20 protein-coding genes, 1 tRNA gene and 1 pseudogene are annotated in these 22,531 nt (G+C 75.0%); 4 read left to right on the top strand and 18 right to left on the bottom strand.

The features are described from left to right. Positions 1 to 425 (bottom strand): annotated as a pseudogene (locus ACFY15_RS25810) (hypothetical protein); the annotation flags it as partial. 1,001 nt (positions 426 to 1,426) lie between these two features. After that, positions 1,427 to 3,085 (bottom strand): peptidoglycan-binding protein, encoded by a 1,659-nt coding sequence (locus tag ACFY15_RS25805; RefSeq protein ID WP_390826132.1) that lies wholly within the window; start codon positions 3,083 to 3,085, stop codon positions 1,427 to 1,429. A gap of 258 nt (positions 3,086 to 3,343) precedes the next feature. Between ACFY15_RS25805 and ACFY15_RS25800 the strand changes: the two genes are divergently transcribed. Further along, positions 3,344 to 3,417 (top strand) — tRNA-Lys (locus ACFY15_RS25800). Between the two features lie 62 nt (positions 3,418 to 3,479). On the opposite strand, the gene ACFY15_RS25795 is transcribed toward ACFY15_RS25800, so the two are convergent. The 12 genes from ACFY15_RS25795 to ACFY15_RS25740 all read right to left on the bottom strand — a co-directional run bounded on the left by ACFY15_RS25795 (position 3,480) and on the right by ACFY15_RS25740 (position 15,633). Then, positions 3,480 to 4,145, bottom strand: coding sequence for a class F sortase (locus ACFY15_RS25795; RefSeq protein WP_390826131.1), 666 nt, complete (start codon positions 4,143 to 4,145; stop codon positions 3,480 to 3,482). Beyond that, a complete protein-coding gene (locus ACFY15_RS25790; protein ID WP_390826130.1) occupies positions 4,142 to 4,744 on the bottom strand; it encodes a hypothetical protein in 603 nt (200 codons plus the stop codon). The genes ACFY15_RS25795 and ACFY15_RS25790 overlap by 4 nt, the downstream gene beginning before the upstream one ends. Before the next feature lie 138 nt (positions 4,745 to 4,882). Then, positions 4,883 to 5,662, bottom strand: a complete 780-nt coding sequence (locus ACFY15_RS25785) for an HAD-IIA family hydrolase (RefSeq protein ID WP_390687444.1) — start codon at positions 5,660 to 5,662, stop codon at positions 4,883 to 4,885. 380 nt (positions 5,663 to 6,042) lie between these two features. Continuing rightward, the gene (locus ACFY15_RS25780) at positions 6,043 to 7,116 is read right to left on the bottom strand and encodes a 2-aminoethylphosphonate ABC transporter substrate-binding protein (RefSeq protein WP_390687445.1); all 1,074 of its coding nucleotides are present in this window, start codon (positions 7,114 to 7,116) and stop codon (positions 6,043 to 6,045) included. Positions 7,117 to 7,171: 55 nt separating this feature from the next. Next, entirely contained in the window at positions 7,172 to 7,969 is a 798-nt protein-coding gene (locus ACFY15_RS25775; protein WP_390687446.1) for an ABC transporter permease, read from the bottom strand. Further along, complete coding sequence (locus tag ACFY15_RS25770; protein ID WP_390687447.1) at positions 7,956 to 8,897, bottom strand: 2-aminoethylphosphonate ABC transporter permease subunit; 942 nt, start codon at positions 8,895 to 8,897, stop codon at positions 7,956 to 7,958. The genes ACFY15_RS25775 and ACFY15_RS25770 overlap by 14 nt, the downstream gene beginning before the upstream one ends. Then, positions 8,890 to 9,939 (bottom strand): ABC transporter ATP-binding protein, encoded by a 1,050-nt coding sequence (locus ACFY15_RS25765; RefSeq protein WP_390687448.1) that lies wholly within the window; start codon positions 9,937 to 9,939, stop codon positions 8,890 to 8,892. The genes ACFY15_RS25770 and ACFY15_RS25765 overlap by 8 nt, the downstream gene beginning before the upstream one ends. After that, positions 9,936 to 10,640: a phosphonatase-like hydrolase gene (locus ACFY15_RS25760; protein WP_390687449.1), complete on the bottom strand. Its 705-nt coding sequence runs from the start codon at positions 10,638 to 10,640 to the stop codon at positions 9,936 to 9,938. Before ACFY15_RS25760 ends, ACFY15_RS25765 begins: the two co-directional genes overlap by 4 nt. Positions 10,641 to 10,645: 5 nt before the next feature. Continuing rightward, positions 10,646 to 11,767, bottom strand: a complete 1,122-nt coding sequence (locus ACFY15_RS25755) for a TIGR03364 family FAD-dependent oxidoreductase (protein WP_390687568.1) — start codon at positions 11,765 to 11,767, stop codon at positions 10,646 to 10,648. A 138-nt stretch (positions 11,768 to 11,905) separates the two neighbouring features. Beyond that, a complete protein-coding gene (locus ACFY15_RS25750) occupies positions 11,906 to 12,688 on the bottom strand; it encodes a GntR family transcriptional regulator (RefSeq protein WP_390687450.1) in 783 nt (260 codons plus the stop codon). Between the two features lie 277 nt (positions 12,689 to 12,965). Continuing rightward, entirely contained in the window at positions 12,966 to 13,766 is an 801-nt protein-coding gene (locus ACFY15_RS25745; protein WP_390826129.1) for a hypothetical protein, read from the bottom strand. A 712-nt stretch (positions 13,767 to 14,478) separates the two neighbouring features. After that, complete coding sequence (locus ACFY15_RS25740) at positions 14,479 to 15,633, bottom strand: ROK family protein (protein ID WP_390826128.1); 1,155 nt, start codon at positions 15,631 to 15,633, stop codon at positions 14,479 to 14,481. A 56-nt stretch (positions 15,634 to 15,689) separates the two neighbouring features. On the opposite strand from ACFY15_RS25740, the gene ACFY15_RS25735 reads away from it, so the two are divergent. Continuing rightward, positions 15,690 to 16,853, top strand: a complete 1,164-nt coding sequence (locus tag ACFY15_RS25735) for a Gfo/Idh/MocA family oxidoreductase (RefSeq protein WP_390826127.1) — start codon at positions 15,690 to 15,692, stop codon at positions 16,851 to 16,853. An 83-nt stretch (positions 16,854 to 16,936) separates the two neighbouring features. Then, positions 16,937 to 18,142 carry an ALF repeat-containing protein gene (locus ACFY15_RS25730; RefSeq protein ID WP_390826126.1) on the top strand — a complete coding sequence of 402 codons (1,206 nt, stop codon included), beginning with the start codon at positions 16,937 to 16,939 and terminating at the stop codon, positions 18,140 to 18,142. 128 nt (positions 18,143 to 18,270) lie between these two features. Here ACFY15_RS25730 and ACFY15_RS25725 read toward each other — a convergent pair whose 3' ends face one another. The 4 genes from ACFY15_RS25725 to ACFY15_RS25710 form a co-directional block, all read right to left on the bottom strand. Then, a complete protein-coding gene (locus ACFY15_RS25725) occupies positions 18,271 to 19,128 on the bottom strand; it encodes a fumarylacetoacetate hydrolase family protein (protein ID WP_390826125.1) in 858 nt (285 codons plus the stop codon). A gap of 260 nt (positions 19,129 to 19,388) precedes the next feature. Next, on the bottom strand, positions 19,389 to 20,063 hold the full coding sequence (locus ACFY15_RS25720; protein WP_390826124.1) for a hypothetical protein: 675 nt from the start codon (positions 20,061 to 20,063) through the stop codon (positions 19,389 to 19,391). 121 nt (positions 20,064 to 20,184) lie between these two features. Continuing rightward, positions 20,185 to 20,505, bottom strand: a complete 321-nt coding sequence (locus ACFY15_RS25715; protein WP_390826123.1) for a DUF6412 domain-containing protein — start codon at positions 20,503 to 20,505, stop codon at positions 20,185 to 20,187. A gap of 65 nt (positions 20,506 to 20,570) precedes the next feature. Next, positions 20,571 to 21,347, bottom strand: a complete 777-nt coding sequence (locus ACFY15_RS25710) for a class E sortase (RefSeq protein WP_390826141.1) — start codon at positions 21,345 to 21,347, stop codon at positions 20,571 to 20,573. Between the two features lie 134 nt (positions 21,348 to 21,481). On the opposite strand from ACFY15_RS25710, the gene ACFY15_RS25705 reads away from it, so the two are divergent. Beyond that, on the top strand, positions 21,482 to 22,483 hold the full coding sequence (locus ACFY15_RS25705) for an SEC-C metal-binding domain-containing protein (RefSeq protein WP_390826122.1): 1,002 nt from the start codon (positions 21,482 to 21,484) through the stop codon (positions 22,481 to 22,483). Positions 22,484 to 22,531 lie beyond the last annotated feature (48 nt).

Genomic DNA, 22,531 nt, shown 5'->3' with positions numbered 1-22,531 from the left:
GGTGTGGCCGGGGTCTGCGGCGCGGTGCGCGCCGAGACGGCCGGGAAGTCCGGCTCCGCACGGCAGGCGGGACCGTCCGGGTGCGGCGGCTCCGCGGAGGCCATGTCGCCCTGCGGTCCGGTGCGGCCGGTGGGTGTGGCCGGGGTCTGCGGCGCGGTGCGCGCCGAGACGGCCGGGAAGTCCGGCTCCGCACGGCAGGCGGGACCGTCCGGGTGCGGCGGCTCCGCGAGGGCAGCGCGGGGGTGCCGCTCGCCGCGAGGTGCCGGGGCGGCCGGGTGCGGCGGCTCCTCGGCGCCGGCGCCGGCGGCCGTGGGTCGGAGCCCGTCCGCGAGGTGAACGTCCGGGGCGGGAACGGCCACCCGGGCCGGGGCTGCTGCCTCCGGCGAGGGAAGGCTCGTCCGGCCCGGGGCAGTCGCACCCGACACGGGACCACTCGTCCGGCCCGGGGCAGTCACACCTGGCACCGGAAGGGCCGTACGGGCCAGGGCGATCACCTCCGGCACGGGAACCGTCGTCCGGCCCGGGGCAGTCGCCCCCGCCGCGGGAGCGGTCGTCCGGCCCGGGCCGGTCACCTCGGACACGGGAGCCGTTGACCGAGCCGAAGCGGTCGCCTCCGGCGCGGGAGCCGTCGTGCGAGCCGGGGTGGCCGCGGGCTCTCGGGCGGGATCGGTGTCGGCGGGGTGTCCGGCCCGGATCGACGGCTCCGGGCTCCCGGACGAAGCCGCCGTGTCGGGGCCGGACGATGACAGCGCCGCCTCCGCACGCACCGCGGTGGTGTGCCCGGGCGGGTTGGGCTGTGGCACGGGGGCCGCCGCGCGCGGATCGGCGGGGCCGGCGGGCCCGGCCGTCCGTACCGGGTCGGCCGGACCATCGTCCCCGTGCGGGAGTCCTGCCGTGGCGGGGTGTGCCGCGCGTACTGGTTCGGCCGGGGTGGCGGTGTGCGCGGGCGGTGTCTCGCGGGGGTGCCGGGGCGCGGCGGGGGCCGGCGGCTCCGGGCGGGCCGTCAGGGCCGGGGCGGCGGGGCCGGAGGTGAAGCGGGTGGCTCCGGCCGGGCGGGGCTGCGCGCCCGGGCCCGTCGGGCACTCGGGAGCCGTGGCCCGGACCACGCGCGTCGGGTCCGGGGCCCAGGGCGACGCGGCGCCGCCGGTCCGGGCCTGCGGGGCGGCGCTTTCGGCGCGGACGGGGGCGGCGGGGTGCGCGTCGGCCTGCCCCGCCGGGGGCGTCCCCGGCGGGGTGTGCCGCTGGGGGCCCGGGGCATCGGGCCGGGACACGGGCCGCGCCGCGCCCGGACACGTCGGCGCCTGGCCGGACGGCGGCGGGGCGCAGGACGCCGGGGCGGGTGCGGACTGCCGGGCGGTGGAGGGCGCGCAGGGGTGGAACGTGCCCGTCGTGGACGTGGTGCGGGTGGGTTGCATCGTTGCCTCCGTCATGCGAACAGCCGGCGCCAGGTTTCCGGGCCCGGGTAGCCGTCGGCCATGGCGCCGCGCCAGCCCTGCGCGCGCTGGAAGGCCTCGATGTTGCGGCGGTCGGCCTCCGTCCAGGTCTGGCCGGGGCCGGACGTGTAGTACTTGCCGAAGCCCTTCTGCACCAGCCGGCGGCCCATCGCCGCGATCGCCGGATGGGAGCCGCCGGGCCGGAGGACCCCCGGCCCGGGGTGGGCGGGGGTCCCGGCGGGGCCGGGACGCGGGGCCGGCGGGGGTGCCGTGCGGCTCGTGGGCACGATGTCGTTGCCCTGGCGCTGGACCAGCAGCCGCCAGGTGTGCTCCCCGGGGATGCCGTCCGCGTCGGCGCCCCTCCAGCCCTGTGCCAGCTGGAACGCCGCCGTGGCCTGCCGGTCGGCCTCGCTCCACTTCGTGCTCGGCCCGTGCGGGTAGAACCGCAGGGCGCCGCGGTCGATCAGCATGCGGCCCAGCTCGGCGACGTACTTGTTGTCGGCGCCGGGCCCGAACTTCGACGCCCCCGGGAAGGTGACCGTGGGCGGCTGCGCGGGCGGCACCGAGTCGCCCGGGAGGATCCCGCCGGCCACCCCGTTGAACCGGTACGGGACGTACTTGGCACCGTTCTCCCAGTACCCGTACGGCGTGGCCAGCCGCCGCGTGACCGGCGGGGTCTGCTCGTAGGCGGTGTAGTGCGTGTGCGTCTCGTCGACCCAGCCGCCGAAGAGGACCACGTGCGAGCCCTTGTTGGGGTCCGCCGGGTTGTGGAAGAGGAGCATGTCCCCCGGCAGCAGCTCGTCCTTGGTGATCTTCGTGGCGAAGGTGTCGAGGCTGCCGGTCCACTCGTTCGTGCCGAGGTTCCAGGCCATGGAGACGTATCCCGAGCAGTCCTGCCGGTATCCGTCGGTCCAGTACTCGGACATGCTGTAGGGGACCTGCGCCTCCAGCCACAGCTTCGCCCGGTTGATGATCGTGGCCCGGTCGATGCGCCGCGCCGCGGAGGGCGCACCCGGCCGGCCCGGCCCGGAGGCCGGGGGGCGGCCGCCGGTGGACGGCGGGCGGCCGTGCAGCGGGGCCCGTCCGCCCTGCGGGCTCCCCGGGCCGCCCGGGGTGTCCCGGGCCGAGGTCCCGGGGCCGGACGTGCGCGAAGGGCTGTGAGAAGGCCCGTGCGAAGGGGCGCGCGAAGGAGCGGTGCCGGGAGCGTGCGCCGGGGCGTGCGAGGGCGCGTGCGGGGAGGTGCGCGGGGCGCCGGCCGCGTGCGGGGTCCCGGAGCCGTGCCCGGAACCGGCCGCGTGCCCGTGGCCGTCCGCGTGCCCGGAGCCGGCCGCCTCCCCCGGTCCGGCCGCCTGGGGGGAGTCGTCCGCGCGCCCGGGAGCGGTCGCCCGCCCCGGGGCCGGGGCCGGCTCCGACGGGTGCGGCTTCGCCGGGGACGGGTGGTGCGCCAGCGCGGCCGTCGGGTCGGCGCCGCCCAGGACCACCCCGGCCGCCGCGGCCAGCACCAGCGCCCTGCGGGCCCCGCGCACGGCCGGGAGCCCGGCGTCGCGCAGCGCTATGGCCCGCCCGCGGGCGAGGGTCCGGCGCCGCTGCGCGCACCCGGGGCACACGCAGTCGCCGACGGGCTCGTACTCCTCGAAGACAGGCATCGGCATCGGCATCGGCGTCGGTCCGTGCGCCGGAGGCTGCGTCGTCATGCGGTTCCGTCCACTCCCCTGATCGGTCCTGAGCGGCCCGATCGCTCCTGCTCGTCGTCGGTCAGGGCCCGGCCCGCATCCGACGGAGCGTCAGAAGCGGCCCGGCCCAGACATATCGTGCACGACAAACCCCTCAAACATGGGTTAATCGGACAACGCGGGCGCGGCTGGTCACGAGCACCCCTGGAAGTGGGGTAGAGTTTTCCCTGTCAGCAAGCGCCGCTAGCTCAGTTGGTTAGAGCAGCTGACTCTTAATCAGCGGGTCCGGGGTTCGAGTCCCTGGCGGCGCACAGACAGGGGAAGCCCCCCGCAGCGAAAGCTGCGGGGGGCTTCTTCGTCGTCCGGCCGGGGGCTACGCCGCCGCGCCCCGCCCGGCCCCCGCGCCCGTCAGGTACGCCGAGACCACCACGTTCGCCGAGTACTGCCCGGCCGCCTTGTCGTAGGTCCCGCCGCAGGTCACCAGCCGCAGCTCCGCGCGGCCCTCGACCCGGGGCCCGTACGCCTTGCGGGGGTCGAAGCCCGCGCGCTCGTAGACCCGCACGTCCTCGACGGTGAACTCGGCGATGGTCCCGTCCGCCCGCGCCACGCGGACCTTCTCCCCCGGCTTGACCGAGCTCAGGCCGAAGAACACCGCCGGCTTGGACTTCGTGTCCACGTGCCCCACCAGCAGCGCGGCCCCCACCGCACCGGGCGCCGGGCCCGCGCCCCACCAGCCCACCGTGCCGGGGAGCTCGTACGGCGGCGGCTCGATCGCCCCGTGGCGGTCCAGGCCCCGCGCGATCACCGGCGCCTGCACCCCTATGGACGGTACGTCGACCCGCGCGGGCATCGCCGCGGTGAGCGGCGGCCGCGCGGCGGGCAGACCCGGGCCGGCGGCCTGGCCGCCGGCCCCCGCGGAGGGCGGACCGGCCGGCACACCGGTGATCTCCTTGCCCCACAGCCAGAGGCCGAGCACCAGCACCGACCAGGCGGTGAAGGTCACCAGCCGGCCGCCGGCGGAGGGCCGGGACCCGCTCATCCGCCGTTGCGGCGGCGGCGCAGGGTCAGGGCGCGGCCGGCGGCCGCCAGCGTGGCCGCGGCGGCCAGGACCGCGCCGACGACGGTCTGCGGCAGGCCGGGGCCGTCGCCGTGGTGGCTCTTCTTCGCCGCGGCGGCCAGCCGGGTGGTCTCCGCGACCTGCGCGGCCATCGCCCCGCCGCCGGCGTGGACCGGCCAGACGGGCGAGTGGTGGGGCTCGGGGCGGTGGTCGCGGTGGCGGATCTCGAGGGAGCCGCGCAGGCCCTCGTCCCGGCCCTCGCACCTGACGCGGACCTCGTGCCGGCCGGGGTCGGCGTGCGAGCGGATCTCGGCCTCGCCGAAGAGGGTGCGCGGGTCCTCGTGGCCCTTGCGCAGCCGGACCTCGGAGTCGAAGACGGGGGACCGGGCCACCGCCCAGTCGCCCTCGCAGGCCCGGACGCGGACCTTGACCCGCCCGCCCGGTTCGACCGGGTTCGGCTCGACGGAGACACCGCCGCGGTCCCCTTCGTTCGCCAGGGCGGCGGGGGCGGTCACGGCGGTGCAGGCCGCCAGGGTCACGGCCACCGCCGCGGCACGGAGAGCGATCAGAGAACAGCGCATGGTGAACCTCCTCGACAAGGAGATTCACGTGCGGCGCGCCGCCCCGCATCCGGAGCGGGACTCTTTTGGCCCGTACGTGTCATCCATACGCTCCAACGCCCCCCGTCCCCGGGTCCCCCGCCCGGCCCACGGGTGCGGCTACACGAGGCCGACGAGGTCCGCGATGGAGTCGACCGTCCTGGTGGGGCGGTAGGGGAACTTCTCGGTGTCCTCCGTCGTGGTCAGCCCGGTCAGCACGAGGAAGGTCTGCATGCCCGCCTCCAGGCCGGCCAGCACGTCGGTGTCCATCCGGTCGCCGATCATCGCGCTGGTCTCGGAGTGGGCGCCGATGGCGTTCAGGCCCGTGCGCATCATCAGCGGGTTGGGCTTGCCGGCGAAGTACGGCTGCTTGCCGGTCGCCTTGGTGATGAGCGCGGCGACCGCGCCGGTGGCCGGGAGCGGGCCCTCGGTGGAGGGGCCGGTCTCGTCGGGGTTGGTGCAGATGAAGCGGGCGCCGCCGTTGATCAGACGGACGGCCTTGGTCATGGCCTCGAAGCTGTAGGTGCGCGTCTCGCCCAGGACCACGTAGTCGGGCTCGTGGTCGGTGAGGATGTAGCCGATGTCGTGCAGGGCCGTGGTCAGGCCCGCCTCGCCGATGACGTACGCCGTGCCGCCCGGGCGCTGGTCGTCGAGGAACTTCGCGGTGGCGAGGGCCGAGGTCCAGATGTTGTCCACGGGCACGTCCAGGCCCATGCGGCTGAGCCGGGCCTGGAGGTCGCGCGGGGTGTAGATCGAGTTGTTGGTGAGGACCAGGAAGGGCTTGCCGGACTCGCGCAGCCGCTTGATGAAGGCATCGGCGCCGGGGATCGGCGTGCCCTCGTGGATGAGGACCCCGTCCATGTCGGTGAGCCAGGATTCGATCGGCTTGCGCTCTGCCACGGACTTCTCTCCGCTCTGGTGGCCTCTGACCTGTGGGTCTGTGGTCTGTACCACCACCCTAGCGGGCGCGGGCCGTGGACGCCGGGGGCGTCCACGGCCCGGACGGACCAGCCCGGGCGGGCCTTGTCGGCCGTCCAGAACGCCAGTTGTCGGTGCCGTTGTAGCGGAAGCGGATCCGCACGTCGGTGGCGCCCGCCGGGAGGCCTTTGAGGTTCGGGGCGTCGGCGGCCTTGCCGCGGTCGTGCGGTGTGCGCGCGGGCGGGCGCCGCGGGCGCGTGGAAGGGCGCGCGTGCGGCGGGTCCGGAACGAGGTGCGATGTCGGTCAAGGCCCGTTGTCCGTTCGGCGTGATTCCCGGTGGGGGTGGCCGGGAGGTCGAGGCTCAGCTGCCGGTCGCGGACTTCCACGCGTCGACGTAGCCCGTGAGGTTCTTCTCGATGTCGGCCCAGTCCGGCTCGAAGACCTCGACGCCGCCCATCAGCCTGGTGAGTTCGATGGCGTTGGCGTCGGTGGGCTTGACGTCCGTGCGGGCGGGAAAGCCGCCGCCGACCTCGCTGACCAGCTTCTGGGCGTCCTCGCCGAGCATGTGGTCGAGGAGCTTCTTGCCGTTCTCGGTGTGCGGGGCCTTGGCGACGAGGCCGGCCGCGTACGGGAGGGCGAAGGTGGTGGGCCTGCCGCCGTCCTTGGCGGGGAACCAGATGCCGAGGTTCGGCATGGACCTGGACTGGGCGAAGTTCATCTGGACGTCGCCGTTGGCGACGAGGAGCTCGCCCTTGTCGGTCTTGGGGGCGAGCTTGCTGGTGGAGGAGGAGGGGCCGACGTTGTTGGACTGGAGCTTCTTGAGGAAGTCCATCGCCTGGTCCTTGCCGCCGAAGTCGTGCATGGACTTGATGAGGACGGCCGTGCCGTCGCCCGCGACGCCGGGGGTGGAGTACTGGAGCTTGCCCTTGTACTTGGCGTCGAGGAGCTCCTCCCAGGTCCTGGGGGCGGAGGTCAGCTCCTTCTTGTTGTAGACGAAGCCGAAGTAGTTGTTGACGACGGAGGTCCACTTGGCGTCGGCGGACTTGTCGGCGCCGTTGACCCGGTCGGAGCCCTGCGGGGCGTAGGCCTGGAGGAGGCCCTTGCCGTCGGCCTGCTGGATGAAGGGCGGCAGGGTGATCAGTACGTCGGCCTGGGTGTTGGTCTTCTCGCGGACGGCGCGCTGGACCATCTCGCCGGAGCCGCCCTCGACGTACTTGACCTCGATGCCGGTCTTCTTGGTGAAGTCGGCGAAGACCCTGTCGTACCAGCCGTCGCCCTTGTCGCTCTTGAGGCCGTCGGCGCTGTAGACGGTGACGGTCCTCTCGCCGCCGCCCGCGGAGCCGGGGCCGGCGGCGGTGGAGGAGCCGCCGCAGGCGGTGAGGGTGGCGGCGAGGGCGAGGGCGGTGGCGGCGCGGAGCAGGAGGGCTCTGGACACGGGGACTTCCTTACGGGGGACGGGTGTGTGCGGGCTGGGAGGCGACGCGGGGGTGTCAGCGGTAGGAGGCTCGCGTGCGGACGCGGGAGACGGCCAGGAGGACCAGCAGGGTGGTGGCCATCAGCACGACGGCGACGGCGGATCCGCCGAAGAGCGCACCGCGGTCGGTGGCGGTGAAGATCCGGACCGGGAGGGGCGTCCAGTCCGGCGGGTAGAGCATCATCGTGGCGCTCAGCTCGCCCATGGAGAGGGCGAAGCAGAGTCCGGCGGCCCCGGTGAGGGACGGCAGCAGGAGGGGGAGCTTGACCCGCCACAGCACGTACGCGGGACGGGCGCCCAGGGAGGCGGCCGCCTGCTCGTACGCGGGGTCGAGCCGCACCATGGCGGCCGAGACCGACTGGAAGGCGAACGCCGTGACAAGGATCGTGTGCGCCAGGACCACGATCGTGCCGGTGCCGTTGAGCAGCAGCGGGGGCTTGCTGAACGCGACGAGGACGGCGAGGCCGGCGACCACGGACGGCACGGCGACCGGCAGCATGAACAGCGCGTCGAGGACCCGCTTGCCGCGCCTGCCGAGCGCGGCGGCGGCCAGGGCGGCCCAGGTGCCGGCGGTGAGCGCGAGGAGGCTGGCGGCCAGGGCGGTGACGAGGGAGGTGGTCAGGGCCTGGAGCGATTCTCCCTGGACGGCGGAGGCGTAGTTCGCGGTGGTCGGGCCGGAGGGGAGGGCACCGGACCAGTGGGTGGCGAAGGAGGCGGCCACGACCACGAGGAGAGGCAGGGCGAAGAGGGGGAGGAAGAGGATCCCGAACAGGGTCCAGGCGGCCCAGCGGCCGCCCCTGCTATGCACCAGCACGCTTGCCCACCACCCGGTAGAGGCCGAACAGGCCGATGGATATGGCGATGTTGACGACGGCGACCACGCAGGCGGCCGGGTAGTCGGATTCGAGGATCGCCTTGCCGTAGACGAGCATCGGCAGGGTCGTGACGCCCTTGGCGCCGGTGAACAGGACGATCCCGAACTCGTTGAGGCACATGACGAGGACGAGGCTGCCGCCCGCCGCGAGGGCGGGGAGGGCCTCGGGGAGGACCACCTGCCGGACGATCCGGGCGGGGCGGGCGCCGAGGCCGGCGGCCACCTCCAGCTGGGCGGTGTCCAGCTGGGAGAAGGCGGCGAGCAGCGGGCGCATCACGAAGGGGGTGAAGTACGTGATCTCCGCGAGGAGGACGCCCCAGGGGGTGGTGAGGAAGTGGAAGGGGCCTTCGGCGCCGCCGAGGGTGTCGGTCCAGAGGCCGTTGGCCAGGCCGGCGGTTCCGTAGATGAAGAGGAGGGCGAGGGTGATGAGGAAGGAGGGGAAGGAGAGGAAGACGTCGATGAACTTGGCGACGGCCTTGGCTCCGGGGAAGGGGACGAAGGCGATGACCAGCGCGAGGGTGAAGCCGAGGAGGAGGCAGCCGGCGGTGGCGGCGAGCGCCAGCCAGACGGTGGTGCCGAGGGCTTCGCGGAAGGCGTGGGAGGCGAAGACGGCGGAGTAGGCGTCGAGGGCGCCGCCGCCGTTGTCGGGGGTGAGGGACTGCTGGACGACCAGGGCGAGCGGGTAGAGGAACACCAGCCCGAGCAGGGCGACGGGCGGCAGGGCCCAGAGGACCCGCGGCGGGCGCCGGCTCCCCGGCGGGGGCGGTGAGGGGGCGGGGCCGGGTACGGGGGCCGCCTCGGGGGCGTGCGCGGGGGCCGGTACGGGGGCGGGTGCGGGTGCGGACGGGTACCGGGCGGCCTCAGGCACGGGTGACCCCCGCCGCCAGGAGCACCGCGTCGCGGGGCTCGAAGTGGAGGGTGACCTCGTCGCCCAGGGCCGGGGTCTCCCGCAGCTCGGGGAGGTCGGCCTTGACGCGGTGCCCGCCGACGTCGACGTACAGCCGGTGCGTGGAGCCGCGCCACTGCACCTCGGCGATGGTGCCGCGCAGGGCGTTGGGCCCCTCGCCGAGGCCCAGCAGGTGCGGCCGTACGCACAGGGTGGCGGTGGAGCCGGGGGCCGCCGGGCCCCGGTCGAGGGTCAGGGGGCGGCCCTCGAACAGGGCGCCGCCTTCGGCGACCGTCACCGGGAGCAGGTTGGCGTTGCCGACGAAGGACGCGGTGAACTCCGTGCGCGGCGCCCGGTACAGCTGCTGCGGGGTGCCGCAGTCCTGGAGGCGGGCCCGGTCCATGACGGCGATCCGGTCGGCCAGGGTGAGGGCCTCCACCTGGTCGTGGGTGACGTACAGGATGGAGACGTCGGGGAGTTCGCGGTGCAGCCGGGCGAGTTCGGCCAGCATCCCGGAACGCAGCTGCGCGTCGAGGGCCGAGAGGGGCTCGTCGAGCAGCAGGACCCCGGGGCGGATGGCGAGGGCGCGGGCGATGGCCACCCGCTGCTGCTGTCCGCCGGAGAGCTCGCGGGGGTAGCGCCTGGCGTAGGCGGCCATCCCCGTCATCTCCAGGGCTTCGGTGACCCGGCCGGGGATCCCGGCCCTGGGGGCCTTCTGGGCGCGCAGGCCGAAGGCGACGTTGTCCTCGACCCGCATGTGCGGGAAGAGCGCGTACTGCTGGACGACCATGCCGATGCCGCGCTTGTGCGGCGGGAGGGCGGTGACGTCCCGGCCGGCGATCAGCACCCGGCCGGCGACGGGCCGCACGAAGCCGGCGACGGCGCGCAGGGCGGTGGTCTTCCCGGAGCCGGAGGGGCCGAGCAGGGCCATGACCTCGCCGGGTTCGACGGTCAGGTCGAGCGAGTCCAGGACGGTGGTGCCGTGGTAGGCGACCGAGACGGAGTCGAAGCGGATGCCGCTCACGAGGGCTCCGACTCCGCGAGCAGCGCCGGGAGTCCGGCGACGGAGCCGAGGACGTGCGTGGCGCCGTGCCCGGTGAGCGCGGGGCGGTCGTGGGCTCCGGTGAGGACCCCGGCGACGACGCCGGCGCCGGCGCGGCGCCCGCTGAGCATGTCGTAGGCGGTGTCGCCGGCGACGACGGTCTCGCGCACGTCGGCCACGGCGCCGGTGCGCAGGAACGCGGCCAGCACCATGTCGGGGTAGGGGCGGCCTCGGCCGCCCGCGTCGGCGGGGCAGAGGGTGAGGTCGGCCAGGTCCCGCCAGCCGAGGGCGTCGAGGATGGCGTCCTGGGTGACGCGGGCGAAGCCGGTGGTCAGGGCGACGGTGTGGCCGTCGGCGCGGAGCCGCTCGATGGTCGCGCGGGCTCCGGGGACCTCGGACACGAGGCCGCCGTCGACGAGCTGCGCGTAGGCCTGCTCGAAGGCGGAGTTGGCGAGCTGTGCGCGCTCCTCCGTGCCGAAGAGGTGGCGGAAGACGGAGATCTTCGACTCGCCCATGGTGTCGCGGACGTACTGGAGCTTGTCGGCGTGGCCGGGGCTGCCGGGCTGGACGCCGAGGCGTTCGGCGGCACGTTCGAAGGCGCGCTCGACGAGTCCGCCGTCGGCGACAGTGGTGCCGGCCATGTCGAGGACGATCAGCTTCCCGGTGGTGCGGGTTCGGGTCATGCGGCTCACCAGCCCAGTTCGTTCGCGGTGGTTTCGGCGATGGCGGGCGAGCAGGTCATGCCCCGGCCGCCCGGTCCGGTGACGAGCCAGACGCCTTCGCCGACCTGCTGGCGGTGGACGACGCGGCTGGTGTCGGTGCACTGCGCGTACACGCCCGCCCAGCGGTGCCTGATCTTCGGCAGCGGGCGGCCCAGGAAGGACTCGACGACCGCGGTGAGGTGGTCGTAGGGGTCCTCGACGGTGTCGAACGCGAAGGGGTGCTCGTACTCGTGGGTGTCGCCGATGGTCAGCCCGCCGTCCTGGCGCTGGACCATCAGCAGCTGCATCCTGTGCGCGGCGGCGACGGGCGCCTGGGCCTGCTCGGCGTTGAGGACGTCGAGCGCGTCGCTCTTGTAGGCGGGGTAGTAGCGGAAGCTGTCGGCGTCGGCGACGGAGGTGGTGAGCGGCTCGCCGAGGGGGGCGGTCTGCATCATCTGGAGCCGGACGCGGCGCACGGGCAGGTCGGGGACGAGCGCGCGGACCAGGCCGGAGAGCCAGGCGCCGGTGGCGAGGACGACGGCGTCGCCGCGGTGGATGTCGCCGTGGTCGTCGCGGACGGCGCCGGGGCCGGCCAGGTCGCGCACCTCGCGCCCGGGCAGGAAGGCGTAGCGGCCGGATGCGCGGAGGGCCTCGCGGAGGTGGAGCTGGGCGGTGCGCGGTTCGACGGCGGCGTCGCGCTCGCACCACAGGGCGGCCTCGAAGGCGCCGCGCAGGGCCGGGTTGATCTCCCGCGCCTGGGCGGCGGTGACCAGTTCGTAGCCGCGGGCGGCGGCGTCGGGACGGGCGACGGCCGCCTCGGCGACCGCGTGCTCGCGGGCGTTGCGTACGGGGGTGAGGGAGCCGACGGCGCGGAAGCCCAGGCCGGGCACCTCCGCGCCGATCCGCTCCCAGAGCTCGCGGGCGCGCAGGGCGGTGTCGAGCTCCTCGCCCCCGGCCCGGCCGCTGACCCAGATCTGGCCGAAATTGCGCAGTGAGGCGCCGCGCGCCTCGGCCTCGCGCTCGATCTGGACGACCTCGTGGCCGCGTTGGACTGCTTGCCAGGCGTGCATGGTGCCGACCACGCCGCCTCCGACGACTATGACTCTCACGGCGTCCACGCTCGGGGCGGTCCGTGACCCGGGAGGATCGGGTGGACGTCGGGCTGGTGAACAGCCCTCGACGCTTGGACCAGACCCGTTACCATTTCGTGATGTCACTTGGTCCGTTTTGGTGGCCTCATTCCTTTTTTACGGGGACTGTTCGGGCCGCAGGCGGGTCGTGAAGCTGAACCGGTCGCCACGGTAGAGCGAACGCACCCGCTCCAGCGGCAGGCCGTCCTGGTCCCGCGAGAAGCGGTGGATGAGCAGCATCGGGAGCGCGGGCGGGGTACCGATCAGCAGGGCCTCGCGGGGGGTGGCGAGGACGGTCTCCAGCTTCTCGTCGGCGTCCCCGAAGGAGATGCCGAGGCTGTCGCGGAGGTATCCGTAGAAGGAGGAGTCCGGCTGGAAATCGATGTCGAGGCGCGGGGCCCGGGAGACCCGGACGTACGTGCTCTCCAGCCCGACGCGCTCGTCGTCGGCGAGCAGCACGCGCTCCAGGTGCCAGACGGGCTCGCCGGGCTCGGCGCCGATGCCGCGGGCGAGCTCGGGCGGGCAGGGGAACCGCTCCAGGCCGATGAGGCGGCGGCCGGGCCGGCGGCCCTGGCGGCGCACGCCCTCGGTGTAGCTGGCGAGGGAGAGGGGCTGCTCCAGCTTGGGCCCCGCGACGACGGTGCCGCGGCCGGAGCGGCGGAGGCGGCCCTCCAGCAGCAGCTCCCGCAGGGCCTGCCGCACGGTCTCGCGGGACACCTCGTACCGCTCGGCGAGATCCCGCTCCGTGGGGAGCGCCCCGCCTTCGCCGAGCTCGTCGAGGAGGTCGGCGATACGGGCCTTGACGGCGTAGTACTTGGGGATGCGGCCGTGCTCGGGGATCCCGGAGCGGACGGGCGAGCCGGGGCGGTGGGGGGCGGGGGGCCGGGTCTGTTCTTCCACGGTCGGACTGTACGTGCGGGAGGTGTACGGGAGGTGCGGGGCCGGGGCCGGCCCGGCGCGGGGCCGAGGGGGACGGCCCGGCGCGGGGACGAGGAGGACGGCCCGGCGCGGGGACGAGGAGGACGGCCCGGCGCGGGGACGAGGAGGACGGCCCGGCGCGGGGACGAGGGGGACGGCCCGGCGCGGGGATGTGCGGGGCCGGGGCCGTGCGGGGCCGGGGCTGGCCGGGGCCGGGGCCGGCCGGGGCCGGGGCCGGCCGGGCTGTGGGACGAGGGGCTCAGCGCGAGGGGCGTGCTCCGTGCGGGTCGCGGCGCAGGCGGCGGGCGCCGAGCAGCAGGCCGCCGCCGACCGCCAGGGCGGCGAGGGCTCCGGCCCCGTAGGCCCGGTCCCGTCGGCCGGTGTGCGCGAGCGAGCCCGCCGTGACGGAGTCGTCGGTGTCCCCGGGGCCCTCCGGGCCCTCTGGGCCCTCCACGGAGAACCGGTACCCGCCGGCCTCGCCGACCCACTCCCCGTCGTCCCCCTTCCGCTGCACGAGGGCGGCGTCGGCGACGACCTCGCCGAGGGGGGCGTCGGGGGCGAAGGCCAGCTGCACCTTGACGGTGACGGAGCCGCCGGCCGGCACGGAGAAGCCGGGGAAGGCGTCCTTGCCGTCGAACACCGCGATGATCTCGTCGCGGTCGCTGCGCTCCAGGGTCACGGGGTAGGGGCCGCCGGGGGCCTCGAACGCCATGCGGAGGTGGGCGGGGCGCAGGGCCCGGGCGGGGTCGGTGAAGACGATGACGGGGTGGATGGCGGTGCAGGGGCCGCCCGTGGTGTTCGTCAGGTCCAGCAGCCAGCTCTGCGGGCCGCCGCCGGCCCGGTAGACCGCCGGGCCGCCGCGGATCCGGGCCCCGATGGGGAAGGCGTTGCTCTTGCCGTCCCCGCAGGTGGCACGGGCGCGGGAGGGCATCGCGGGCGCGGGCATGGCCGGGGCGGGCGCGGGGCGGGGTGCGCCGCCGGTGCCGTTGTCCGCGCCGGCGGAAGGTGCGGCGAGGGAGAGCAGGAGGGCCGTGAGGGCAAGGGCGTTGCGCAGTCGCATGGAGCACCTCGCTGCTCGCCGGACGGACGGAAATGATGATCGGACGAGGTGACAATCACCCCGCCTCCGCCCGCACCTTCCCACGCCCCCGCTCCCCCTCCCCCCGCCCACGCCCGAGTCCTCCCTCTTTACCCCCGGATGGCCCCGGGGCGAGCCGCAACCCGCCCCACTCGACCGGGCCAGAGCGGGACGACACACCGGGCGACGGGGGCACGGGCAGGGACCCGCGGGCCCGTGCTCCGACCCGACCGGCCCTCCCACCCACCGTGCCGCGCATCCTCCCGGACACGGGAGGCGCAGTCCCGCACCCCGACCCGACCGGCCCTCCCACCCACCGGCCCACCCCGGCCGGACCGGACCGCCCCGCCCACCAGCTCACCCCGGCCCGACCGGACCGCCCCGCCCACCAGCTCACCCCGGCCGGACCGGACCGCCCCGCCCACCAGCTCACCCTGGCTCGACCGGACCGCCCCGCCCACCAGCTCACCCCGGCCCGACCAGACCGCCCCGCCCACCAGCTCACCCCAGCCCGACCGGACCGCCCCGCCCACCAGCTCACCCCGGCCCGACCAGACCGCCCCGCCCACCAGCTCACCCCAGCCCGACCAGACCGCCCCACCCACCAGCTCACCCCGGCTCCCAGCCGCCCGGCCGTCCCGCCCACCGACTCACCCCGGCCGGGCCGGCCTTCCCGCCCCGGCCCCTGGCGGGTTCAGCCGTGTCCGAACAGCGGCGCCAGGGCCAGTTCCGCCGCGCCCTCCGCGACCCCGGCCGGCGCCGGCGCCACCACCGGCGGCGGGCCGGGCGTCAAGGCGCGGGCGGCCAGCACGCCCCGCACCCCTTCGACGAACACCTCCGGCGCCGCCGCCACCACCCGGCCCCCCAGCAGCACCCGGTCCACGTCCAGCAGCGCCACCAGGTTCGCCGCCCCTTCGCCCAGCACCCGCGCCGCCTCCGCCAGGTCGCCCCGGGCCACGGCGTCGAGGCAGAGCACCTCCAGGCAGCCCCGGCCCCCGCACCGGCAGGGCGGCCCGTCCAGCCGCAGCACCTGGTGCCCGAACTCCCCCGCGCCCGACCGCGCACCCCGGTAGACCGCACCGTCCAGCCGCAACCCCGCCCCGAGCCCGGTCCCGACGTGCAGGTAGACGGAAGACCCGGAGCCCGGACCGCCCGGACCGCCAGTCCCGCCGGGACCCGGCCTGTCCGCGCCACCGGGCCCGGCCGACAGGCCCGGCCCCACCGCCGCGACCCCGGCATTGGTGTCCTTGTCCACCACCACCGCAGCCCCCAACCGCCCTGCGAGCACCTCCCGCAACGGAAACCCCTCCCACTCCGGGAACCCCGTCACCCGCCCCAGCACCCCGCTGCGCCAGTCCAGCGGTCCCGGTGCGGCCACGCCCACCCCGAGCAGCGGCGGAGCCTCCTCGCCGTCGCCGCCCGAAACCCGCACGACCGCCCGTACGACCGCGTCCACCACCGTCTCCGGGCCCGCACCGAAGTCCAGCGGGCCGCTGCACTGCGCGACGACGCCGCCCGCCAGGTCGACCCGTACGGCCCTCAGCCCGTCGCGGTCCAGATGCACCCCCACGGCGTGCCGGGCGCCCGGGACCAGCCGCAGCCGGGTCCGCGGCTTGCCGCCGGTCGACGCGTCACGGCCCGCCTCGGCCACCAGACCCTCGGCCGCGAGCCGGGCGGTGATCTTGCTGACGGCCTGCGGGGTGAGCCCCGTACGGGCGGCGAGCTCAGCGCGCCCCAGCCCCGGCGGGCCAGCGGCGCGGAGCAGGTCCAGCAGCAGGGCCTCGTTGTGCCCGCGCAGCGCCGGCAGGTTCGCCCCGCCCCGGCCGTCCTCCGCGTTTCCCCTGTTCACCCACCCATTGTCCACCCTCCTTGCACTTACACAACACTGTTGCCAAAGTGGATCCCATGAACGCCTCCCCCTCGACCTCCCCCTCGACCTCCCCCTCGACCTCCTCCGCGGCCCCCTCCGCCGCCGCCTCCCGTACCCCCCTGCGCGTCGCGCTCATCGGCTACGGACTCGCCGGCTCCGTCTTCCACGCCCCGCTCGTGTCCGCGACCGAGGGCCTCGTCCTCGACACCGTCGTCACCTCCGACCCCGGCCGGCAGGCCCAGGCCCGCGCGGCCCACCCCGGGGTCCGCGTCACCGCCTCCGCCGACGAGCTGTGGGAGCGCGCAACCGACGGCGAGGACCCCGCCCTCGGCCTCGTCGTCATCGCCTCCCCCAACAAGACCCACGTCCCGCTCGCCACCGCCGCCCTCACCGCCGGCATCCCGGTCGTCGTGGACAAGCCGCTCGCCGCCACCGCCGCCGAGGCCCGCGCACTCGCCGCGCTCTCCGAACGCACAGGAACCTTTCTCTCCGTCTTCCAGAACCGCCGCTGGGACAACGACTTCCTCACCGTGCGCCGCCTCCTCGCCGACGGCGAACTCGGTGAGATCCAGCGCTTCGAGTCCCGCTACGAGCGCTGGCGCCCCCAGCTCAAGGGCGGCTGGCGCGAGTCCGGCGCACCGGAGGAGATCGGCGGCCTGCTCTACGACCTCGGCAGCCACGTCGTCGACCAGGCGCTGGTGCTGTTCGGCCCGGCCGTACGGGTCTACGCGGAGACCGACGTGCGCCGCCCGGGCGCCGAGGCCGACGACGACACCTTCATCGCGATCACGCACGCGAACGGCGTCCGCTCGCACCTCTACGTCAGCGCCACCGCCGCCCAGCTCGGCCCGCGCTTCCGCGTCCTCGGCTCGCGGGCCGGCTACGTCAAGTACGGCCTGGACCCGCAGGAGGCCGCCCTGCGCGAGGGGCTGCGGCCGGGCGGTGCGGGCGGGACGGCCTGGGGCGAGGAGCCGGAGCACCTGTGGGGACGGCTCGGCTCCGGCGAATCCCCGCTGACCGGCGGCGGAGAGCCGGTGCCGACGGTGCCGGGCGACTACCCGGCGTACTACGCCGCGGTCGAGGAGGCGCTGCGCACGGGCGGGCCGGCCCCGGTCACGGCGGACGAGGCGGCCCAGTGCCTGGCGGTACTGGAGGCGGCGCGCACTTCGTCCCGCGACGGGTCGGTCGTCGCCGTGTGATCCATCCTGTCGCAAAATCGACGGTTTTCGAACACTCAAACGATCTATCCTGCACAGGCTGCCGCTCATCACACTTGTGAAGAATGGAAACCCCACCTGTGAAGCTGCCCCGGATCGCATCGATCGTGGCCACCGCCGCGATCGCCCCGGCCGTCCTGCTCTCCTCGCCCGCTTTCGCGGCGGACACGGCGGACGGCGCGGGCGCCACACCGTCGTCCCCGACCGCGCCCGACCGCGGCGCCGAGGGGAAGCCGGCGGCGGACAAGCCCGCCGAGGACCCCCAGGCGGCGAAGGACCGGGCCGAGATCGAGAAGATCCTGGCCGACCCGGCGCGCGGCCCCGGCGTCCACGAGGCGGCAGCGAAGGCGCTCAAGGGAACGCCCGAGCAGATGCGGCACTTCCTGACGGTCGAGCTGGCGGAGCAGCAGTTCGACGACGACGCGGTCCTCATCTCGCGGATCCACCACTTCGGCGGCCGCGCCGTGAAGGCCGCCGCGGTGGAGGCGCTCCGGAAGGACACCCAGGAGGCGTACACGCAGTTCCTGAAGGAGGGGCAGCACGCGGCCCGCCTCGAGGACGACCGCGTCGAGATGCTGCGCATGCTGAACGGTGCCGGCCGGGGCATCACCAAGGCCGTCAACGAGCTGATGGACCACGGCACGCGTGAGCAGATCCGCGAGTTCGTCGCGACCGGCCAGCACAAGGTCCGCGCCGAGGACGACCGGGCGGCACTGTTCGGGATGATCAAGGATGCGGGGCCGGGTCTGAAGGAGGGGATCATCACGTTCCTCGAAGGCAACCCGACCCCGGCGCAGCTGCGCACCTTCGTGACGACCACCCAGTTCGAGCTGCGCGACGACGACAACAAGGTGCTGATCGCGTCCATGGTCGCGAAGGCCGGCCCGGAGCTGAAGAAGGCCGCCCTCGCCGCCCTGAAGGGCACGGCCGAGGACCGCACCGCGTTCCTCAGGACCGGCCAGCACGTGGCCCGCGCCAAGGACGAGGGCCACGGCACGGGCACGGGCACGGGCAACGAGACCGGGAACGGCACCGGCACCGGCACCGGCACCGGCGGCACCAAGGACGGCGTCCAGCAGGCCGTCGCCACGGGCACCGGCAAGGGCAACGGCAACACCGCCCCGACGGGCGGCTCCTCCTCCGGCTCCCTCGCCGGCACCGGCGCCGGTACCGGGACCACCTGGACGGCGGGTGCCGCCGCCGGCACCCTCGCCGCGGGCGCCGGCCTGGTCATGGCCAACCGCCGCCGCCGCGCGTCGGCCGAAGGCTGACCCGCACCTCGCACGAACACGAAGGGGCGGGCCGCCCGGGCTGCCCGCCCCTTCCCTCCGCCGGAGGCCCTGCGCCTGCGCACCCCCCGGCTTCAGCCTCTCGCCCCCGGCCCGTCAGCCTCTCGGCCCTACGCGCCCTTGAACTCCTGCCGCTGACGCCCGAGCCCCTCGATCTCCAGCTCCACGACGTCACCCGCCCTCAGGTACGGCTTCGGCTCCGGCTGGCCCATGGCCACGCCCGCCGGGGTCCCCGTGACGATCACGTCGCCCGGGTACAGCGTCATGAACCGGCTCAGGTACCGCACGACCTCGCCCACAGGGAAGATCTGGTCCGAGGTGCTGCCGTCCTGCTTGAGCTCGCCGTTGACCCACAGCCTCACGTCCAGGACCTGCGGGTCCGGGATCTCGTCGGCGGTGACCAGCCAGGGGCCGAGCGGGGTGAACGTCTCGCAGTTCTTGCCCTTGTCCCAGGTGCCGCCGCGCTCGATCTGGAACTCGCGCTCCGACACGTCGTTGACCAGCACATAGCCGCCGACGTGCGCGAGGCCCTCCTCGGCGGAGCCCAGGTAGCGGGCGGTGCTGCCGATGACGACGCCGAGCTCGGCCTCCCAGTCGGTCTTCACACTGCCGCGCGGGATGAGCACGGTGTCGTCCGGGCCGGCCACGGTGTCCGCGGCCTTCAGGAACAGGATCGGCTCGGCGGGCGGCTCCGCGCCGATCTCGGCCGCGTGCCCGAAGTAGTTCAGGCCGATGCCCACGACCTTGCCGATCCGGCCGACCGGGGAGCCGACGCGCAGTCCCTCCGCGTCGAGCACCGGAAGCCCGCCGTCCGCCGCGGCCTCCCGTACGCGGGACAGCACGGAGTCGTCGGCCAGCAGGGCCCCGTCCACATCCGTGATCAGGCCGGACAGGTCCCGGAGGGTCCCGTCCTGGTCGAGGAGCGCGGGGCGCTCCGACCCGACGGGTCCGACACGCAGCAGCTTCATGGGCATTCTCCCGTGGTCGTGGGTGGTCGGCCCACGGGCACGCCCAGGGCCGGCCGATGGGTTGCGGCCATCGGAGATTGGCTGATCCTCCAAGATGCCCGACCAATCCGCAAGACCCTGTTCACAGACTGGAACGCACTGGCCCGCCCCTCCTGCCCGGCCCACCGCCCGGCCCCGGCCCCGGCTCCCCGCGCCGCCCACACCCCGCCCGGCCGCCACACCGGAGGCCGCCCGGTCCGGCGCACAAACCCGGCCAGCGATCAGCCTGCCGTGCCCGCCGCCGCTCCGCTCGCCGCCCCGGCGGCCGCCCGCCGCTGGAGCCAGGCCCGCTCGGCCACCGACCAGGCCGTCGTGGTCAGCAGATACAGCCCGGCGGCCAGCGGTACGACGGCCGCCGTGATCAGCGTCCCGAACGACAGCAGGGGCAGTACGCCGCCCAGCCTCCGCATCGCCGCCAGCTGCTCGGCGGTCGGAGCGGCCGCCGCCCCTCCCGCCCGCTTCGCCGCGGCCAGGACGGGCGCCACGGCCGGCGCCGCCGCCGCGGCCCGCCGCCCCCGCACCGCACTCCACGCGGCCACCACCGCGATCGCGGCGAACAGCCCGAGGAAGACCAGCCCCTGCGCCCCGAACGGGCCACCCTCCTCCAACGCCGCGGACCACCGGGCCCCGAGGGGCGCGGCGAACAGCCGGTGGCCCAGCAGCTCGTCCCCCGAGGAGAAGGACCGGTACATCAGGTAGAACACCGGCAGCTGCAGCAGCGCCGGCAGGCACCCGGCCCCCGGGGTCGCCGCACGGAACGCGGCACGGCCCAGCGGGTACAGGGCGAGCCGTACCAGCAGGGTGAACAGCACGATCGCGGCAGCAGTCGCGGACTCGGCCAGTACCGGCTCCAGGAGCCGGCCCAGCTGGGCAACGAGATGAGTGAAAACGGACACGCGGGCCCTCCGAGGGGTCTCGTCGAACGTCGAAAAAGGTGCATTTCGGCGTGACGACCCGCGAGGGGCGGCAACAGCGTTCAGTCAGAGGAAGAGCGGAAGGCAGCGGTACTGCGCGCCCCTACGCGGCCGTCGGGAACGGACGGCCGGGAGCCCTGGGCCGCGACCGGCCCGAGGCGTCGGGATCGCGCTGCGGCAGGAACGCCGTGCGCTGCTCGCGATCACGGATCGCGGTGCGTATTCGATGCGGCGGCACGGGCCGCACGAGGCAGCCCGCCAGTACGGCCGCGCCCACGGCGACCGCCGCGGCCAGCACGACCATCCCGGCCGCCAGCCCGGCCTCCCCGGACAGCAGCCCGAGAGCTCCGCCGAGCAACAGCAACGCGACGAGCAGGGACGAGAAGGAGAAGGAGGAGGAGAGAAAGGACCGTGCACGAACCATCCGCCCCACACGAACCACCCCCCTCAACTCACCTCACCACAACGAACACTCGATCCTATTCAACACTAACGGCCGCCACCGACAACGCCCTTGAGGACCCCCCAGACCACCATCCGGTACTTCGAGGTGTACTCGGGCGTGCAGGTCGTCAGCGTGATGTACGACCCGGGCTCCCCGTACCCGTACCCGGCCCTGACCCCGCTCCGCGGCACCGGCGCGATGACCCCCACGTCCCCCGGGCTCGTCTCCGCCAGCACCTTCCCCACCACGTACGTGTACCGCCGCCCCCGCAGATCGACGACCACCTCGTCGCCCTCCCGAAGCCGGTTCAGGTACCGGAACGGCTCCCCGTGCGTGTTCCGGTGCCCGGCCAGCGCGAAGTTCCCCTCCGCCCCGGGCTGCGCCGTCCCCGGGTAGTGCCCGACATACCCCTTGTCCAGCACGGCCCGCCGGTCCACCCCCTCCGCGACGGGTACCGCCAGCCCCAGCTTCGGGATCCGCAACACGCCGTACGCCTCGTCCCGCGCCGGACCGGAACCCGCCGGCGCGGGCTTCCCACCGGCCCCCACGGAAGGCGAAGCCCCCACGCCGGCACCACCCCCGGACCCTCCACCCGACCCCCCGCCCGATCCCCCCTCGACCACTCCGGGATCCTCCCCCACCACAGGCGCACCCGCCGTCTCTCCCCGATCCCCACCTGCATCCCCGCCGGCCCAGCGCCTCTCCAGCACCCGGACCTGCTCCTCGGCACCGACCGCGGCCTGCCGATTGGTCCACCACACCTGGTGCACCACCAGCAGCGCCACCACCACCCCCACCGTGGTGATCACCTCGGCACCCACCCACAGCAGCTGCGCGAGCCCTGCCCTGCGCGCCCGCCGACCGCCCCCCTGCACCACCACCCGCACGCGATCCCGCACGGCCGGCACCCTAAGACTTCCCCCCTCAACTGACCAGCGGCAGTACGGTGTGAACCATGCGCCCCGACACGCCTGCAGAGCACATCGCCGAAGCCGAGCGCCTCATCCGCACGGCGGCCCGCTATCCCGAGGACCAGGAGCCCCTGCTCCTCCAGGCCGCGGCCCACCTCGAACTGGGCGACGCCCGGGACCGCGCGAGCGCGCTCTACGACCGCCTCCTCTCCGCCTCCCCCGCCAACCCCCACCTGATCAAGGCCCGCCAGGCCGCGAACCTGTGGGAGTACGGCCACGAGGCCGAGGCCCGCGCCCTGATCTCCGGCATCCGCGCCGCCGCGCCCACGGATCCGGCGCCCTGGGAGGTCATCGCGGAGGCCCTCGAGTCCCACGACGAGCTGGAAGCCTCCCACGAGTGCTTCACCGAGGCGGCCACCCTCCTGACCTCGGAGGACACCCCCCTCACCCAGGCCACGACGGCCCTCCTGACGGGCCGCCACCGCGTCCGCCGGCTCCTGGCCCTGCCCCACGACGACTGGGACATGGTCGCGGACACCCGCCATATCGGCCCGATCCCGCTGGACGAGCTCCACGACCCCAAGCGCATCTGGGCCCTGGGCTCCAACGACCCGGCGGAGCTCCGCGCCGAGATCGCCCGCCTGCGCGCCGAACTCGGCGACCGCCGCGCCGCCCTCTCGCGCCCCTTCCCGGTGGCCATCCTCCACTGGCCCGCCCGCGAACTGGCCGAGCTCCTGGCCGGCTACCCCACCCTCACCTCGGAGTACCCCTCCCACGAGGCCCACCTGGCGAAGGTCGAATCCTCCCTCCGCGCCCTGGCCGCCTCGGGCACCACGAACCTGGGCATCGTCACGGGCAGCGTCCCCTCGTACGAGGCCTTCGCCGCCTCGGAGAAGTCCTCCCCGGCCTCCCCGTCCCTCCTGGCGGAATACGCCACCACCCTGGCCGCCCGAGGCAAAGCCACCCCCTGGCCCCCCACCCCCACAACCCCCTGCTGGTGCACCTCGGGCAAGCCGTACGCGGAGTGCCACGGCACAGAGCGATGAACTGAACCGGCCAATAACTGGCTGGGAAGAGCCCGCCTCACGCATCAG

The sequence above is a fragment of the Streptomyces sp. NPDC001373 genome (genome assembly GCF_042895815.1).
In the GTDB taxonomy this organism is placed as follows: Bacteria; Actinomycetota; Actinomycetes; order Streptomycetales; family Streptomycetaceae; genus Streptomyces.
Note: the sequence above shows the minus strand (reverse complement) of the source record. Positions and strands in the feature narration are given on the sequence as shown.